2 protein-coding genes are annotated in these 1,302 nt (G+C 72.0%); both read left to right on the top strand.

The features are described 5' to 3' along the window. On the top strand, nucleotides 1-332 hold a 332-nt coding region (locus C1I98_RS38935; protein WP_233508575.1), incomplete at its 5' end, for a hypothetical protein. 148 nt (nucleotides 333-480) lie between these two features. Beyond that, nucleotides 481-1,176 carry an alpha-N-acetylglucosaminidase TIM-barrel domain-containing protein gene (locus tag C1I98_RS38930; RefSeq protein WP_199537564.1) on the top strand — a complete coding sequence of 232 codons (696 nt, stop codon included), beginning with the start codon at nucleotides 481-483 and terminating at the stop codon, nucleotides 1,174-1,176. Nucleotides 1,177-1,302: the final 126 nt, after the last annotated feature.

Raw genomic sequence — 1,302 nt, 5'->3', positions numbered from 1 at the left:
CCTCCATGGGCGTCCGGGACCGCACCCCCTCGCCGGTATTCGTGCGAGCTGCCAGTCTGGATGTCATGGCAGAGGAGCAGATTCCGCAGATCGGCCCGTGTTACGCGTGCGGACGCGCGTTCCGCTTCGATCCCGGGGAGGTCGTCATGTTCGCGGTCGATCCGCAGACCGGCCTGCCGCCGGGCTTCTCCGCGCTGGGCACGCGGCGCGAGCCCAGCGCGGAGGAGGTGGCCAGGGCGGTCGAGAAGCCGGTCTGTCCCGGCTGTGTTCAGCGGGCCGAACGCTACGCGGCCGAGACGGAGACCCCGCCCTCGTGGCCGACCTGGCCCTGATGCCTGAGCGCGGCTCAGCGGACCGACCGGATCGGCACGATCAGTAGCGATCCGGCCAGCGCCAGCAGGCCGCCGACGGCGTACAGGGCCGGGTAGCCGCCGAGGCCGCTCACCACGAAGGCGGCCGCGAAGGGCGCGACGACTTGCGGTGCTGGAGTGGATCGTACCGCCGTCCCACCAGGCGTGGCAGTGGCTGAACAACATCCACAGCTTCGGCGGCGGCACCACGCGCGGCCTGGCCGAACGGCGGGCCGAACTGGCCGTGCGGGTCCTCGGCCGGATGCGGGAACTGGGCATCCGGCCCATCCTGCCCGGCTTTTCCGGCACGGTCCCGGACGGCTTCGCCGAGCGCAACCCCGGCGCGCGCACCGTCCCGCAGGGCAAATGGTTCATGGACGTCGCCGGCCCGCAGCGGCCCGACTGGCTCGACACCTCCATGCCCGCCTACGCCCGCGTCGCCGAGGCGTTCTACCGGCACCAGCGCGAGCGTTTCGGCCACCACAACGCCTGGGCGGTGGACCTGCTGCACGAGGGCGGCATCCTGCGCGTCCGAGCGAAGCGAGGCCGATTGCGCGCGAAGCGCGAGAACCGGCGGAGGCGGGCGTCGGCGCGTTGGAGAGGGGCGTTGGTGGTCGGTGCCGGGTACGGCGGGATGGCCCTCGCGAATCCGTGCCCTCGGGGGTGCGGGTTACGGCGCGTGGCGAGGGCTTGGCGTAAGCGGAACTTCCTCGGGGGCAGTGGCGTCCCACTGAGTGGTGTCAACGGGAACGTTCAAATCGGACATCGCGCAGGCCGGCCAATTCGGTGCGGACAGGTTCCACCGCTCGGCAGGGCGCGATCCTAGGGTCTGGCTGCGTACTCAGCCCAGCGGCACCCGGGGCGAGGCCATGGACACCCGACGCGGGCATCGGTTCGGGGCGAAGCAAGTATCTCAGGAGGAAGGTTGGGGAGGCGTCGGGCGGGGGCGCGG

The sequence above is a fragment of the Spongiactinospora gelatinilytica genome (assembly GCF_003236385.1).
Taxonomy (GTDB): Bacteria; Actinomycetota; Actinomycetes; order Streptosporangiales; family Streptosporangiaceae; genus Spongiactinospora; species Spongiactinospora gelatinilytica.
This window is presented reverse-complemented; position numbering and strand designations above follow the sequence as displayed.